Source organism: Marinobacter sp. LA51, from assembly GCF_030297175.1.
GTDB lineage: Bacteria > Pseudomonadota > Gammaproteobacteria > Pseudomonadales > Oleiphilaceae > Marinobacter > Marinobacter apostichopi.
On the sequence record NZ_AP028070.1, the window covers coordinates 3,284,064 to 3,299,542 of the forward strand.

The window sequence follows — 15,479 nt, forward strand, 5'->3', positions numbered from 1 at the left end:
CCTCGATCGTCACCACGGAGAACAAAAGTCAACCAGAAAGCACGAAAAATAATCAGTTTTTTCGTGTTCCTGCCCCTTCAATCATGTCCCACCCGGCGGTATCATTAGCGCCCTTCGGAACCTCGATCGATTATTTATTGAACAGTCGTTCGAATCCGACGCTTGCTAAACCCGCTGCGACACGGACTCAGATCATGCTGCCGACGGCAAAAATCGGGCCGTACATCCTGCCCAACCCGCTCATTGTTGCGCCCATGGCCGGTGTGACAGACCGGCCGTTCCGACTGCTGTGCAGAAGGATGGGAGCAGGTCTTGCGGTATCGGAAATGGTCATAGCGGACAGCAGGCTCTGGCATACGCGAAAATCACAGACCCGACTCAACCACGACGGCGAGCCGGAGCCCCGATCGGTGCAGATTGCCGGGGGAGACCCGGAGATGCTGGCCGACGCCGCCCGGCAAAACGCGAAGTTTGGCGCCCAGATCATCGACATCAACATGGGTTGTCCGGCCAAGAAGGTCTGTAACAAGGCCGCAGGCTCTGCCCTGATGAAAGATGAGGCACTGGTCAACGATATTCTGAAGGCGGTCGTGAACGCGGTGAACATCCCGGTCACGCTGAAAATGCGCACCGGCTGGGACCGGGACAACCGGAACGCCCCGATCATTGCCAGAATGGCCGAGGATGCCGGCATTCAGGCGCTGGCGATCCATGGTCGTACCCGGGCCGACAAATACAATGGCGAGGCCGAGTACGACACCATCGCCGAGGTCAAATCCCGGGTCCAGATTCCGGTATTTGCCAATGGCGACATCACCACGCCAGAGCAGGCCCAATCCGTGCTCAAGCACACCAGCGCCGATGGCCTGCTGATCGGCCGTGGTGCCCAGGGGCGGCCCTGGATCTTCCGGGAGATTCTTCACTTCCTGGAGACAGGAACACACTTGGCAGAGCCGCCTCTTGGCGAAGTGGAACGAATTCTGATCGAACACTTGGCTGAGCTGCACAGCTTCTACGGCGAAACCATGGGTGTTCGCATCGCCAGAAAGCACGTGGGTTGGTACCTGCAGTCCCACGACCAGAACAAAGAGTTTCGCAAACGCTTCAACGCCATCGAAGACGCGGTGGAGCAGAAAGACAGCATTCAACAGTATTTTTCAGGCTTACGAAATGGAGAGGTATTCGCAGCATGAGCGCTGAGACTTTGGCACACGACAATCTAAGCACCCCAGCCAATGAAGATATTCACCAGCTTCAGACCGTCAATGGCAGCGGCAACAGTGTCACCCTGCGTGACAGCGTGGAAGTTGCCCTGAAGAACTATTTCGCCCAGCTGGACGGAGCGCCAGTAACCGAGGTCTATCAACTGGTACTGTCCGAGGTTGAGGCGCCGCTTTTGGAGCAGGTGATGAAATACACCCGCAACAACCAGACCAAGGCGTCGACCATGCTTGGGCTGAATCGCGGAACCCTCCGCAAGAAGCTGAAGCAGTACGGTCTGCTATAATCCAGACACCCTGACTTGCTAAGGGCCTCCCGGAATGATTCGCGAGGCCCTTATTCGTTCATCTCCAGCAAAGAAAGTGACTCATGGTAAACCAGGCTAACTCCCCCGTCCGTCGCGCGTTGATCAGCGTCAGTGATAAAAGTGGCATCGTAGACTTCGGCCGCGCCCTGACCGAACGCGGAATCGAACTGCTTTCCACCGGAGGCACTTTCCGCCTCCTGAAGGAAAACAACATTGCGGTGACCGAAGTATCCGACTACACCGGATTCCCGGAAATGATGGACGGCCGGGTTAAAACCCTGCATCCGAAAATTCATGGCGGGATTCTAGGTCGCCGGGGTACCGACGACACGGTTATGGGCGAGCACGGTATCAACCCGATCGACATGGTGGTGGTGAACCTGTACCCGTTCGAGGAAACCGTCGCCAACCCGGACTGTGACCTGGCCACGGCCATCGAGAACATCGACATTGGCGGCCCCACCATGGTCCGCGCCGCTGCCAAAAACCACAACGACGTAGCCATTGTGGTCAACGCCTCGGATTACAGCCGGGTCCTGAAAGAGCTGGAAGAGAACGACGGTGAGCTGACTTACAGCACCCGCTTTGACCTCGCAGTTAAGGCCTTTGAACACACCGCTGGGTATGACGGCGCGATTGCCAACTACCTGGGCGGGCGCACACCGGACAACGACAACGCCGAGTTTCCACGCACCTTTAACACCCAGTTCGTGAAAGTCCAGGACATGCGCTACGGCGAGAACCCGCACCAGCGCGCCGCGTTCTACACCGAGCGCAATCCGAAGGAAGCCTGCATCGCCACGGCAAAACAGCTGCAGGGCAAAGAATTGTCGTACAACAACGTGGCCGATACTGATGCCGCGCTGGAATGCGTTAAGCCCTTCGCCGACCCGGCCTGTGTGATCGTGAAGCACGCCAACCCCTGCGGTGTAGCCATTGGCACCGACATCCGTCAGGCCTACGATCTGGCCTTCGCCACCGATCCGACCTCCGCTTTTGGCGGCATCATTGCGTTCAACCGTGAGCTGGACGCAGATACGGCCAAGGCCATCATCGACCGCCAGTTCGTTGAAGTTATCATTGCTCCGACCATCGCCCCCGAAGCGGTTGAGCTGGTAGCGGCGAAGAAGAATGTCCGTCTACTCGCGTGTGGTGAACTCAATGGCGAGCGAGCCCAGACTCTGGACTACAAACGGGTGACCGGTGGTCTGCTGGTACAGGATCGTGATCTCGGCATGGTTGCCATGGCCGACGTCAAAGTCGTGACCGAGCGCCAGCCCTCTGAAGCCGAACTCAACGACCTGCTGTTTGCCTGGGAAGTGGCCAAGTACGTCAAGTCCAACGCCATTGTCTACGCCAAGGCGGGCCGCACTATTGGTGTCGGCGCCGGCCAGATGAGCCGGGTCTACAGTGCCAAGATCGCCGGTATCAAGGCCGCGGATGAGAACCTGGAAGTGAAGGGATCAGTGATGGCCTCAGACGCCTTCTTCCCGTTCCGGGATGGCATTGATGCTGCTGCCAAGGCCGGGATCACCGCGGTGATTCAGCCGGGTGGCTCCATGCGCGACCAGGAAGTGATCGACGCTGCTAACGAGCATGGAATTGCCATGGTATTCACCGGCATGCGCCATTTCCGTCACTGATTCCGGACCAGCTAAAGGATTCCAAACATGAACATTCTTGTGATCGGCAACGGCGGCCGCGAACACGCACTGGCCTGGAAAGCCGCCCAGTCTCCTGAGGCCGACCGTGTCTTTGTTGCTCCCGGCAACGCCGGTACCGCGCGTGAGCCAGGCCTTGAGAACGTCAACATTGATGTGATGGACCTTGACGGACTCGCCAACTTCGCAGCCACCAACAACGTTGGCCTGACCATCGTTGGGCCCGAGGCGCCGCTGGTGGCTGGCATTGTTGACCAGTTCGAAGAGCGCGGCCTGCGGGTCTTCGGCCCCAGTGCCGGTGCTGCCCAACTGGAGGGCTCCAAAGCCTTCACCAAGGACTTCCTGGCACGCCAGAACATCCCGACTGCGGCCTACGCCAACTTTACCGACGTCGACGAGGCCCTGGCCTACGTTCGTGAGCAGGGCGCGCCCATTGTGGTCAAGGCCGATGGCCTGGCCGCCGGCAAGGGCGTCATCGTCGCGATGACCCTGGCAGAAGCTGAGGATGCCATCCGTGACATGCTGGCGGGCAATGCCTTCGGCGACGCCGGCAGCCGGGTAGTCATCGAGGAATTTCTCGACGGCGAGGAAGCCAGCTTCATTGTCATGGTCGACGGCGAGCACGTGCTGGCCATGGCCACCTCCCAGGATCACAAGCGCGTGGGTGATGGTGACACTGGCCCCAACACCGGCGGTATGGGTGCTTACTCTCCCGCCCCGGTGGTCACTGCCGATGTGCACCAGCGCATCATGGACGAAGTCATCTACCCAACCGTGCGTGGCATGGCGGCCGAGGGTCATCCCTATAAGGGTTTCCTGTACGCCGGTTTGATGATCGACGGCAACGGTACTTCCAAGGTCATTGAGTTCAACTGCCGCTTCGGTGATCCGGAAACCCAGCCGATCATGCTGCGCATGCAGTCAGACCTGGTCGAACTGTGCAGTGCCGCCATCGACGGCAAGCTGGACCAGTGTCGCTCCGATTGGGACGACCGTGCGTCAGTCGGCATCGTCCTGGCCGCCGGTGGTTATCCCGCCGGCTACAATAAGGGCGACGCCATTTCCGGCCTACCAGAGACTGAGATCGACGGCGAGAAAGTGTTCCACGCCGGCACGAAGCTCCAGGGTGAGCAGGTAGTCACCAACGGCGGACGAGTGCTTTGCGCCACCGCCTTGGGCAAGTCCGTAACCGAAGCCCAGCAGCGGGCTTACGAACTGGCCGCCAAGATCCACTGGGACGGTGTCTTTTGCCGCAAGGACATCGCCTTCCGGGCCATCGCCCGAGAGCAGTCCTGATCCAGCACACTGAAATGAAGCCCGGTCGTTGATCGGGCTTTTTTTTGGCAGGCCCTGTATTACGAGTAAATTCAGGGAGATTCTGCCGACAGCAACTACACCGGGCTGGGAAAACAGGATAGCCTTGCAACAGAAACCCTGAGTAAAAAAAGACGGACCTATGCCCGAAGCTCTCTGGATTTCATTTGCCTTTGCCCTCGGCTTGCTGGTCAAAGGTTTTGGCCTGCCGCCCCTGGTGGGTTACCTGGCCGCAGGTTTCCTGCTTAGTGGCCTGTCAGCAGTAACGGGGCTGGCCATTGAGGCAACCGATGCCCTGGGCCACATTGCTCATTTAGGCGTGCTCCTTCTCTTATTTACCGTGGGACTGAAGCTCAAGCTCAGATCCATCGTTAGCCCGGAAGTCATTGGCGGCAGTCTGCTGCACTTTGGCATCACCTGCGCAATTTTCACCCCCGCGCTGTATCTGTTAATGGACCTGTCCTGGAAAACGGCGTTGATGCTAGCCATAGCCCTTTCGTTTTCCTCAACCGTACTGGCAGCCAAGGTGCTGGAATCTAAGCGGGAGCTGCGTGCCTTCCATGGCCGGGTCGCCATTGGCATCCTGATCATGCAGGACCTGATCGCCCTGGCAGTGATGAGCCTGGCGGCGGGCCAGACCCCCTCGCAATGGGCCCTGATTGTATTTGGTCTGCCGCTGCTGCGCCCGCTGCTGTTCCGCCTGCTGGATGCCAGCGGTCACGATGAGTTGCTGGTTCTTCTAGGCCTGTTACTGGCGCTGGTTCTTGGCGGTTACGGTTTCGAATCGGTGGGGCTTAGCTCGGAGCTGGGGGCATTGGTTTTTGGCGCCATTCTGGCCAAGCATCCCCGCTCTCAGGAGCTGTCCAAATCGCTGTGGAGCGTCAAGGAGATGTTCCTGGTCGGCTTTTTCTTACAGATCGGCATCGGCGGCCTGCCGGACCAGCAATCACTGATCTTTGCCATCGTCGCGGCCTTCGTCCTGCCGTTGAAAGGCATCTTGTTCTTCTTTCTGCTGCTGGCGTTCCGATTGCGTGCTCGGAGTGGCTTTCTCAGCTCTCTGGCGCTGACCAACTACAGCGAGTTTGGCCTCATTGTCGCCAGCGTGGCGCTGCCGGACTGGCTGGTACCGCTGGCAATCTCGGTGGCAATCTCATTCGTGATTTCCGCGCCCCTGAACCGGTTCGCCCACGTCATCTTCGAGCGCTATGCCGCTGGCCTAAGCCGGTTTGAAGGGCAAAAACACCATCCGGATGAACAGCCACTGTCCGTGGGTAATGCCCGGGTGCTGATCATGGGCATGGGCCGCACAGGGACTGCGGCCTACGACTGGGTTGCCAAACATGAGCCCGACTTGATGGGCCTGGATTCCGATCCGGCCAAAGCGTTGAAGCACCAAAAACAGGGCCGTAACGTGGTGTTTGCCGACGCCGAGGATGCTTCCTTCTGGCATGGACTGCATATGCCGGCCGTACACTCTGTCATCCTGGCCCTGGGCGATATTGAAGGTAAGCTGATTGCTGCGCGCATGTTGCGCAAGCTAGGCTTCCGAGGCTACATCGTCGCCCATACCATGTACCCGGACGAGGCACTCCAGATCCGCGAAGCCGGCGCCAACGAGGCCTACCTGACCATGGACGAGACCGGTGTCGCTCTCGCCAGCCACATAATACACCGGGCCGAGCCTAGCCCCGACTGACAAACGGGGAGCGAAGGGCCCGACACCTCAGAGTGCGCAAGTGCGGAACCCGGTGAAGGCGTCGTTACGCAGGGGCAGGTACGCCTGCCGGTAGGTGCCCCGAATCAGACAGGTTGACGTCGCACAGCTGCCTCCCCGGGTGACCTTGTGATCACCAAACTGCAGGGTGGACATGAACGGATACATATCGATCTTGAAACCGTCGTAAGGGAAAAACTGACTGCTGGTCCATTCCCAGACGCCACCCATCATCTGCCTACAACCGAACCGGCTGTCGCCGTCCGGATAATCGTAGACCGGGTTCTGGCCCAACGCCTGGCCGTCCAGGTCGGCAAGGCTAGCACTCGCAGGTGTGTTGCCCCAAGGGAAACGCTGGAACGGCTCACCCGGTCGATTGCCCAGAGCGGCGACCTCCCATTCATACTCGGTCGGTAACCGCCGCCCGGCCCAAGTACAGTATGCTTCCGCCTCCCAGTAGCTAATGTGCGTCACGGCGGCGTCTTTGTTCAGAGACTTCCAGCGATCGAACACCCGCTCCTGCCACTGACCTTCATGCCAGCGCCAGTATAGGGGGTGCCCCGGCGCTCTGACCAACGGTTCGGTACTACCATGCACCAGGGCCACATCCACTTCGGTTTGAAGCCACTTACGGCCTCCAAACGACCAGTATTCGGGCTTCTTATAGCCGTCGTCTTCCACAAAGGCCAGAAAGTCCGCGTTGGACACCGGTAGGCGTGAGATGGCGAATGCATCCAGCTCAATTTCAAATCCTGGTTTCTCACTGTCGAAGGCAAAATCTGTCATCGCGTAGGCTGCAGACTCCCCGGGCATGCCGATGACCCAGCGTCCGGCCGGAACGGTGGCGTCGCCCGCTACCGGTTCACCAATGGCCGGTCGAACCGGTGTGGCATCCGGCGGGGCCGGATAACCAACCGTTTGCCGACACCAGATCATGGACTCAATGTGCATGTTCTGGTGAAAAATGGCGTAACGATTCAGATACAGTGTGCGGTCATCCAGTGGCTGGCAGAGGATGCGCTCCGCAACCCGGTCATACACGGTATCGAAATAGGCCAGTGTCTCCTCGTGCCCCGGGAACAAATCACGGCTCCAGCGATCCCGATGTTCAATATGGAAGGAGTCCCAAAGATCATCCATCGCTGGATTGAAACTGGCGGTGCCGTCAAGAAGATTGAACACAAAGACCTCGTAGAAGAACGCGGAATGCCCCATCTCCCATAGCGGCGGGTTTACACCTGGATGGTAAGGCACGTCGAGCATCGCCACAGGCAACGATGTGATCAGTGCCCGGGTGCGTTGTCGAGTCCGTTCCAGTTCTTGCAGCAGCTCGTCTTTCATTGCGTCCATAGCGTTCAAAGGTTTTTTATCGCCCATAAGCCACGTTGTCTTCCATTTTCGATTCAGCATAACAGATACAGTCACCGGCGAATGCCAGCCCAAGTGTCGACAACCTTTACAGTGGTACGAAGCAACTCAATGGCGGATCTTGCAAGCGCCTGAAAGCCTTATTGATAATTTTTGTGGCATACATTCTGAATAAGGCTTGAACTGGCAGTCACGTTTCCAAGGCACCACTTTTGTGGAGGTTTGCCATGACGGAAAAGAGACCGCTCGTCTGGCTGTCAGCGGCACATAGCAATAGTAAGGTACGCAACGCCCTGGTATCCCGTTGGGAGTTAACCGATTTCAACGCGGAAAACCCAGTGCCAATACTTTTATCCCCCCCGGTCGGCGCCAGGGTAGGCGTTCTCGATCTAAGCCAGGGCCCAACAGACGACCTACCCTGGTTTGAACACTGGCTGGAAGCCCTCAACCTTTCCTACTGGGTCGGCGTTGTTGCCCATCGCCCAATAAGCGGAACCCGAACGGCCCAGTTGATCACCCGGTACTGCTCTGATTTTCACACCCTGCCTGTGGACAGCGACCGGCTCGATACAGTGCTGGGGCATCTCTGGGGCATGGCGGTTATTCGTGAGCCCTGCGGGGCCCTGCCGCGGGACGGTTACCAAAGCCTGGTGTTGGAGGGCAATTCGCTAGCGATTCGCCAGGCCCGGGATCTGCTACGCCGATTCTCGGTGACCGCTGAACCGGTGCTTATTGTCGGTGAAAGCGGAACCGGAAAAGACGCGGCCGCGCAGTTTATCCACCAGCACTCCACCCGAGCCTCCGGGCCGCTGGTAACGGTCAACTGCGCCGCCCTGCCTGAATCGCTCACCCAGAGCGAATTGTTCGGCTACGAAAAAGGCGCCTTCACCCATGCCTTGAGTGCCCATGCTGGCCGTCTGGAGCAGGCCATCGGTGGATCGCTTATCCTGTCCTCGATCGACGAGCTGAACCTGGAACAACAATCGGCAATTCTCCGGTTTCTGCAGGAAGGCCAGATCGAACGGATTGGCGGAAGCAACCCCATTCGAATAGACAGCCGCATTATCACCACCGCCAGCCAACCATTAACCGAGCTGATTGAAGCGGAGCGCTTCCGCAGTGATGTCTATTACCGCCTCGGCGGCCTGGAAGTGAAGATGCCGCCACTGAGAGAACGGCGCGAGGACATTCCAGACTTAGCCGAAGCGTTACTGGACTCGTCGGCCCTCGGCTCAGAGCACAAACCTCTCGGCGATGGCGCAATCCGAAGCTTGGTCAACCACTCTTGGCCCGGCAACTTTCGGGAGTTGCAGAATCGACTCCGGCAGGGCTTGCTGCTGTGCGACCGCGATGAAATCACCCCCGAAGATCTGGGTTTGGCGCACGCCGGCAATGACACCGGCGACGCCGCCACCTCAAACCTCAGTCTGGAGGAATTTCGCGCCCGGGCGGAACGCCAGGCGCTGTCCTGCAGCCTGGCCCTTGCCCATCACAACATTTCCGCCGCTGCGCGGATTCTGAAGATTTCCCGGGTTTCGTTTTACCGGCTCATGGAGAAGTACAACAGAGGCCACTCTGGCGACCATTATCGTCAGGGTTCGCCCCCGAAGGGAGATTTACCATGATCAGTACACCTCGTATTCCATTGCTCACCTGCGCCTGCCTGATTCCCACCCTGGGGTTTGCGCAATCAGAGTCGAACAGCTCCGCTCAGGCCACGTCCGAAGCCGCCGACAGCAGAGCAGAACAGGTCACGGAAATTGCCTCGATTACCACCGACCGGGGCATCGTCACCCGCCCCGGACGGCTGACCATCGAACCGGCCTTCTCCCATGCCCACAGCAACTCCACTCGCGTGGCCATCGAAGGCTACACCGTGATTCCGGCATTGCTTGTAGGTCTAATCAACATTTCGGAGATCCAGCGGGACATTTTTGTTACTTCGCTAACCTTCAAATACGGCATCACCAGCCGATTAGAAACCGACATACGGATTCCGTGGCTAAGGATCAGCGAAGACCTCCGGGAACGGCAGGCGTTTGAGGGCACTCCGGTCGATACCCTGCGCGAGTCCTCTGGTGAAGGCCTGGGCGATGTCGAGCTGTCCGCACGTTACCAGTTAAATGATGGCCTGGACGGCTGGCCCTACGTCATCGGCGTGTTCCGGGTGAAAGCTCCGACCGGTGACAGCCCCTATGATGTGGATCGGCGCGTGGTGGAGGACAGTGAAGGTAACCCTATCGGCACCGAACTGGAACAACGGCCAACAGGCTCCGGCTTCTGGTCATTCGAACCCGGACTCTCATTTATTTACCCCTCGGATCCGGCCGTGTTGTTCGGCAGCCTCAGCTATGTATGGACACAGGCGAAAGATCAGGGCACAGAGAACGGTGGCCGGATTGATCCTGGCGATGTCATTCGCCTCGGCTTCGGTATGGGGTTTGCGTTCAATGAACGAACATCATTCAGCCTGGGTTACGATCACTCGATCATTCAACGGACCAGTTTTGAAAATAACAGTGATTTATTCGCATCTACTTTCGATCACATCCAGATCGGTTCTTTGTCGTTCGGACTCTCGCAACGCTTGACGCCCAACACAAACCTGAGCCTGACCGTCAGCGTGGGGGTCACTGAAAACGCACCAAGCAGCGAACTGACCCTGAGAATGCCATTCACGCTCTGAAACTCCAGCATTGGGCTAGCCTTAGTAGCTGGCTAGCCCTCAATGGCCAAGCAACTGTATCACCGGTTCGCGCATATCCTCTGGGATACGGTTCAGCGCTGGCCCTAGATTGTTCATCTGAATATTCAGCTGCCGGCTATTCTGAATAGTGGTCCTGTTAAGCGTGTTCTGAATCACCGTTATCCAGCCCCCACCTTCCGTTACTGTAGAGACCAGGGACTGGCCATTAGAGGCAGCGCCAAGGTTAGCCACGTGAGTCTCGACCGTATGGGGCACCACCTGGCCATTGGAAATCTGGTTCAGATTCGGGATGGTCAGACGGTTAATGGCAAGAGTCTCACCATCAAACGAAACGATCTGTTCAAGGCCAATCGAAATTTCAAGATTATCGAGGAAAAATCCGCCTCGCAGGGACGCCAGCTCAGTATCGCTGAGTGGCTGCTCCGGAAACACCCCATCGGCCCTGACGGTCGATAGAGCCCCCACCGTTAACACCACCAGTATCGCAGACCATGCTTTTTGATTGTTCGCTCTTTGTTTATTCATACGGTCACCACTCCCTTGGCGTCGGCCAATAAGGCAGGGTGTGCCCCAAGGATGGGCCGTCCGGCCTTGTGGACAGTGGCGCACGCACGTATTGCGACCACCCTCCATCGCGATCAAACGTCTTCCGCCCCAGCGCCACATGACTGCGTATCACGAAGGCAGAACCGTCCCAAAACTCTTCAAATTGTGCTCTCGGGTAGACTCTAAGGCCGCGAGTTGGGTCGCCGACATAGACCTCACGCTCACTGATGCCCTTGATGACCACGAAGTGCCGAAAGCCGTCCAATGTGACCAGCGCAATCGCTGGCAGGGCTACCTTCTCCCGCATGCCGGTTAACGGCAGCCGGAAACCGTCAGCGAGGTAGCCTTCGGATTCGAGGTAGCGTTTCATGTCAAGCATGGAAAAACCTTCCCGGCGCACTTTGTCAGGGTCGGCGAGAGAAAACATGCCCCGGAACACCTCTGCTTCAGTGACCTTGTGCTCATAGTGGTATGACAGCAATGACGCCACGGCCGCCGAGCCACAGCTGAAGTCATACTGCTGGCGCATAATCGAACTGAAACGCTTTTCCTGATAGCTTTCCACTTCTAACTGGAGACCACCGCCCAGGCCCGGCACCAGCACATTGCCGGCAAAGGCCGTGGACCACAGTGTGGCAGCGCCTGCAGCAAGCATCACAAGCCTCCGCGTTACCATGGTCCACCTCCATTAATGGTTGATGAGGATATTGACCTGGGTACTGTCCTGGATCACCACCTGGTTACCGGTGTTCTGGATGACCGTGGCTATACCACTCATATTGCTGAATGCCTGATCCGTGATCATGTTGTCACCGGTCACCGAGTGCCCTGACAACACATTGCCCGTGACCATGGCATTTTGTTCCGTTTCGTTTAGCTGCCACTGCAAGGGTACGCCCTGGCGCCCGCTGGATCCCTCCAGCTGGTCTGCACTCATGGGAGTCAGCTCCATCAAGTCCTCGGCAAAGACCGCAGGTGCCGATCCGAGGATCAACACCGCGCCAACCGCTTTCAGCACCCCTTTGACGATGTCAGTCATGACATGCCTCCCGGTAGTAACCGGGTTGCGCCCCTACTGGGGCGCAACCATCGTGCTTCAGTTACCGCCTGCTGACAGATTGGACTGCACACTCACGTTAGCCTGGTTGACTGAACCGTGGCCGTTGTTCTGAGCGAACGCGCCCACACCAGTGAAGTTCGCGGAATTATCCGAGATCTTGTTGTAGTGCTTGGCGTAGGTCTCGGAGTGACGTCTGGCGTCACCGTAATTAACGGTAGTGCCTGAAACGGTTCCGTCGAGATCAGCGTTGTTCAGGAACACATTGAGGGACAGGTCGAGATCGTTGCTAGTGCTGTTGTCCGAGTTGTCGTCGGTATTGCCACTGTTTGCGATCTTGAACGCGTCCGTGACGTTGGTGCTGTTATCCGAGTTATCCGAATTGTCGGAGTTATCGGAGTTGTCGGAATTGTCGTCCGTGTTACCGCTGTCGGCGATTTTGAAAGAGTCAGCGACATCGGTGCTGTTATCCGAGTTGTCGGAATTATCTGAGTTATCCGAGTTGTCCGAGTTATCGGTGTTATCGGAGTTGTCAGAGTTGTCCGACATATCATTGCCACTGTCGGCGATTTTGAACGAATCAGCGACATCGGTGCTGTTATCGGAATTATCCGAATTATCCGAGTTATCTGAGTTGTCAGAATTATTGTCGGTGTTAGCTACATCATTCAGCGCAGCCGAACCGTCGTTGGCATTGGTGTTGGGATCGCCGTCTCCACCCAGGATAGGATCAGCCAAAACGGCACCCGACAACCCCAAACCCAGTGCAACGGCGATTGCTAGCAAGCTTTTGTTAGTGTTCATAGCGTCAATTCCTTTGATGTTATTGGCTTGTGAGGTATCCAGGCCCATCCGCTAGCCGTCGGATTTGGCAGGGTCCGGTCCACAGATATACCCTAGCGATTGCCATGCCAGTTTTTTGAAATAAAACGCAACAAAATGTTTTTAAACAATTTTTTCTAAAAGTCGCGTTTTTTTAGACACATCAAGGAAGCCCCACCTGTTGCATCAATGAAACAGGTCGTTCGGCGCTAATTCGGGATATCACGGGATAAAAGTGCTAATTCAGAGACATAGGCGGAATCATAAGTGTTAAAAATTAAACTGCATGGCTAACCCATCTCGCTCACAAACCAACACATAAAATGCAAGAATGCTCACATACCTCGAATGAATTTCTGGTAATGTCGTGCAGGTTACTGTTCTTAAAAGCACGAAAGCACCGCCAGGACTGCGGTCCTGTCACGCAGGACGGACTCACAAGGAACTGATATGTCGACTGAGCTTTATCAAGTTGTGTACAACGGCCAGGCTCTCCCTGGTTTTGACGACGCCCAGGTTAAGGCCAACCTTCAGAACTTATTCAAAGCAACCGAAGAGCGGATCGAGCGCCTGCTATCCCCGTCATCGTCATCCGCCATCAAATCCAACCTCAGCTATGACGACGCGCAGATTTACCAGAAGAAGCTGACTGAGGCTGGTGCCGATGTCCGCATCCGGGTTCAAGAAGCACCTGTCGAGCAAGCACAGGATCTCAAGCTGGCCCCCCTTGAATTCACCGGTCGTGGTGGCGAATATTTCGGTATCTGGATCGTTAACATCCTTCTGACCATCGTCACTCTGGGTATCTATTCGGCCTGGGCAACGGTTCGCAACAACCAGTATTTCTATGGCAACACCCGCCTGGACGACTCCAGCTTCCAATACCTGGCCAATCCCATCACCATCCTGAAAGGCCGTTTGATCGCGCTTGCTGTTCTGGTTGCCTACGTTGCTCTCGCGAACCTTTACGTTGAGGCTGCTGTGGTCTTGGGTGTGGCGTTTATTTTTGTCACGCCCTGGATCATGGTTCGTTCTCTGCGTTTCACCGCGATCAACAGCGCCTACCGCAACATTCGCTTCGACTTTCAGGGCAAGTATGGTGAGGCCTTCATGGTGGCCTTCGTTTGGCCTATCCTGAATCTGCTGTGCCTGACACTGCTGACCCCGCTGGTGCTGAAAAAAACCCATGCCTTCGTCGCCAACGGCAGCCGCTACGGAACCGCGCCATTCGAGCTGACGGCCTCTACCAAGGTGTATTACCTGCTCTTCGGCAAGGCGCTGCTGATGATTGCTGGATTCGCCGTCGCCGCCTTCCTCGCCGCCCGAGCTGAAATGCCGGCACTGGCTGCCGTGATTGCGGGTGTCGGTTACCTGACCCTCTTCGGGTTCTTCATGGCGGGTATCACCAACCTGTTCCTCAATTCCACCCAATTGGCCGATCACAGCTTCGAGTCCGAGCTGAAGCCGGCGCAAATGGTGTGGATCTACCTTAGCAACAGCCTGCTTGTGGTGCTGACTCTCGGCTTATTCACCCCCTGGGCCAAAGTACGCATGGCCCGCTACCGGGCGAGCTGCACCTCCATGGTGATTTCCGGTGACCTGAACCACTTCGTTGCGGCCGAGCAGACTCGAACCAGCGCACTGGGCCAGGAACTGGGAGACGCCTTCGATGTCGAATTCGCCGCAATCTGAACTGGTCATTGAAGGACAGTTCTATTCTGGCGACAGCTCACTCCGGGAGGACGCACTGTTGCGTTCTGCCGGAGGCGTGCTGGTCCTGGCCACCCCATCGGGCCAAAAAACACTGAGCTGGCAAGACCTGAACATTTCCCCCCGGGTGGGCAACACGCCCCGCTACCTCCACCTACCCAACGATGCCGTGTTCGAAACCCGCCATAACGACCTTGTCGACCAACTCGCGCGGCGCTCCTCCAGCGGGCGCGTAACCCGGCTGGTGCACCGGCTGGAGAACAATCTCGGCCTGATTTTGCTGGCTGCGGTGGCAACGGTAGCCGTAACCGCCTTCGCGTTCGTTTACGGCGTGCCCTGGACCGCCAAGGTAATCGCCTACGCGGTACCGGATGGCGTTGCCGAACAAGTGGGTGAAACCACCCTGGCCTCTCTGGACGATACCTGGCTTGAACCCTCGCAATTACCGCAACAACGACAGCAGGCGCTGCGCGACCATTTTGCACCGTTATTAACGCCAGTTGGCGGACAGAGTCTGGATGTGGAGTTTCGCGCTTCCCCCGCCATAGGCGCGAACGCATTGGCGTTGCCTGACGGCACGCTGATTTTCACCGATGATCTGGTGGCGCTGGCTGAACACGATGACGAACTGACGGCAATCCTGGCGCACGAGATTGGCCATGTCGCCCACCGTCACGGCATGCAGGGTATGGCTCAGTCGTCACTGACCTTCTGGCTGATTGTGATGATGACCGGCGATTTATCGGCCTTCTCGGACTCCACCGTGGTGGTTCCGGCCGTGTTGATGAGCCTGTCGTATTCGCGAGAAATGGAGAGACAGGCCGATGAGTATGCCCTGGCAGTAATGCAACAGAATGGCCTCGACCCGGCCCATTTCGCCACGATCATGACCCGGCTGAGCACTACCGATCACACAGACAGCACCTCTCCCACCGATGCGGAAAATGAGGCACCCAGCCGTTGGGGTAGCCTTGGGCATTTGCTTTCCAGCCACCCCGCCACTAAGGAGCGCATTGAGCGCTTCCGGAAAGCAGGCTCCGGCCACCCATAAC

At 57.4% G+C, this 15,479-nt stretch carries 14 protein-coding genes; 9 read left to right on the forward strand and 5 right to left on the reverse strand.

Annotated elements, in window-relative coordinates; genetic code table 11:
* Positions 1-197: 197 nt before the first annotated feature.
* From dusB to QUE89_RS15270, 5 genes are all read left to right on the forward strand, one after another.
* Complete coding sequence (gene dusB / locus QUE89_RS15250) at positions 198-1,193, forward strand: tRNA dihydrouridine synthase DusB (RefSeq protein ID WP_286222921.1); 996 nt, start codon at positions 198-200, stop codon at positions 1,191-1,193.
* Positions 1,190-1,507, forward strand: coding sequence for a DNA-binding transcriptional regulator Fis (gene fis, locus QUE89_RS15255; RefSeq protein ID WP_138438663.1), 318 nt, complete (start codon positions 1,190-1,192; stop codon positions 1,505-1,507). The genes dusB and fis overlap by 4 nt, the downstream gene beginning before the upstream one ends.
* 83 nt (positions 1,508-1,590) lie before the next feature.
* Positions 1,591-3,171: a bifunctional phosphoribosylaminoimidazolecarboxamide formyltransferase/IMP cyclohydrolase gene (purH, locus tag QUE89_RS15260; protein WP_286220895.1), complete on the forward strand. Its 1,581-nt coding sequence runs from the start codon at positions 1,591-1,593 to the stop codon at positions 3,169-3,171.
* Positions 3,172-3,198: 27 nt separating this feature from the next.
* The gene (gene purD / locus QUE89_RS15265; protein ID WP_286220896.1) at positions 3,199-4,485 is read left to right on the forward strand and encodes a phosphoribosylamine--glycine ligase; all 1,287 of its coding nucleotides are present in this window, start codon (positions 3,199-3,201) and stop codon (positions 4,483-4,485) included.
* Between the two features lie 160 nt (positions 4,486-4,645).
* Entirely contained in the window at positions 4,646-6,199 is a 1,554-nt protein-coding gene (locus tag QUE89_RS15270) for a cation:proton antiporter family protein (protein WP_286220897.1), read from the forward strand.
* A 27-nt stretch (positions 6,200-6,226) separates the two neighbouring features.
* Here QUE89_RS15270 and senA read toward each other — a convergent pair whose 3' ends face one another.
* Entirely contained in the window at positions 6,227-7,594 is a 1,368-nt protein-coding gene (gene senA / locus QUE89_RS15275) for a selenoneine synthase SenA (protein ID WP_286220898.1), read from the reverse strand.
* A gap of 218 nt (positions 7,595-7,812) precedes the next feature.
* On the opposite strand from senA, the gene QUE89_RS15280 reads away from it, so the two are divergent.
* Positions 7,813-9,210, forward strand: a complete 1,398-nt coding sequence (locus QUE89_RS15280; protein WP_286220899.1) for a sigma-54 dependent transcriptional regulator — start codon at positions 7,813-7,815, stop codon at positions 9,208-9,210.
* Positions 9,207-10,271 carry a transporter gene (locus QUE89_RS15285; RefSeq protein WP_286220900.1) on the forward strand — a complete coding sequence of 355 codons (1,065 nt, stop codon included), beginning with the start codon at positions 9,207-9,209 and terminating at the stop codon, positions 10,269-10,271. The genes QUE89_RS15280 and QUE89_RS15285 overlap by 4 nt, the downstream gene beginning before the upstream one ends.
* 39 nt (positions 10,272-10,310) lie before the next feature.
* On the opposite strand, the gene QUE89_RS15290 is transcribed toward QUE89_RS15285, so the two are convergent.
* The 4 genes from QUE89_RS15290 to QUE89_RS15305 are packed head-to-tail and all read right to left on the reverse strand — an operon-like array spanning position 10,311 to position 12,699.
* Positions 10,311-10,817: a hypothetical protein gene (locus QUE89_RS15290; RefSeq protein WP_286220901.1), complete on the reverse strand. Its 507-nt coding sequence runs from the start codon at positions 10,815-10,817 to the stop codon at positions 10,311-10,313.
* Between the two features lie 4 nt (positions 10,818-10,821).
* Positions 10,822-11,493 (reverse strand): C39 family peptidase, encoded by a 672-nt coding sequence (locus tag QUE89_RS15295; RefSeq protein WP_286220902.1) that lies wholly within the window; start codon positions 11,491-11,493, stop codon positions 10,822-10,824.
* A gap of 33 nt (positions 11,494-11,526) precedes the next feature.
* Entirely contained in the window at positions 11,527-11,877 is a 351-nt protein-coding gene (locus tag QUE89_RS15300; RefSeq protein ID WP_286220903.1) for a hypothetical protein, read from the reverse strand.
* Positions 11,878-11,934: 57 nt separating this feature from the next.
* Positions 11,935-12,699, reverse strand: a complete 765-nt coding sequence (locus tag QUE89_RS15305) for a dentin sialophosphoprotein (RefSeq protein WP_286220904.1) — start codon at positions 12,697-12,699, stop codon at positions 11,935-11,937.
* A gap of 468 nt (positions 12,700-13,167) precedes the next feature.
* On the opposite strand from QUE89_RS15305, the gene QUE89_RS15310 reads away from it, so the two are divergent.
* Both QUE89_RS15310 and QUE89_RS15315 read left to right on the forward strand, forming a co-directional pair.
* Positions 13,168-14,409 (forward strand): YjgN family protein, encoded by a 1,242-nt coding sequence (locus tag QUE89_RS15310; protein WP_286220905.1) that lies wholly within the window; start codon positions 13,168-13,170, stop codon positions 14,407-14,409.
* Positions 14,387-15,478, forward strand: a complete 1,092-nt coding sequence (locus tag QUE89_RS15315) for a M48 family metallopeptidase (RefSeq protein WP_286220906.1) — start codon at positions 14,387-14,389, stop codon at positions 15,476-15,478. The genes QUE89_RS15310 and QUE89_RS15315 overlap by 23 nt, the downstream gene beginning before the upstream one ends.
* The last annotated feature ends 1 nt before the right edge of the window (position 15,479 follow it).